Source organism: Citrobacter sp. TBCS-14 (assembly GCF_005280805.1).
GTDB classification, from domain to species: domain Bacteria; phylum Pseudomonadota; class Gammaproteobacteria; order Enterobacterales; family Enterobacteriaceae; genus Citrobacter; species Citrobacter gillenii.
Map to the genome: position 1 here is coordinate 1 of NZ_SZWM01000611.1, position 243 is coordinate 243.

1 protein-coding gene is annotated in these 243 nt (G+C 49.4%); it reads left to right on the forward strand.

Annotated elements, in window-relative coordinates:
• A partial coding sequence (modA, locus tag FDX22_RS20245; RefSeq protein WP_146717686.1) for a molybdate ABC transporter substrate-binding protein occupies window positions 1-243 on the forward strand: 243 nt, incomplete at both ends.

Genomic DNA, 243 nt, shown 5'->3' on the forward strand with positions numbered 1-243 from the left:
CATGGTTACGCTTGTTTGCAGGGGCAACACTTTCTCTTTCTGTTGCCGGACATGCACTGGCGGATGAAGGTAAAATCACAGTGTTTGCAGCGGCGTCGTTAACGAACGCGATGCAGGATATTGCCGCAGAATATAAAAAAGAGAAGAACGTTGATGTCGTTTCTTCTTTTGCTTCTTCTTCCACGCTGGCGCGCCAGATTGAAGCAGGCGCACCGGCCGATCTGTTTATTTCTGCCGATCAGA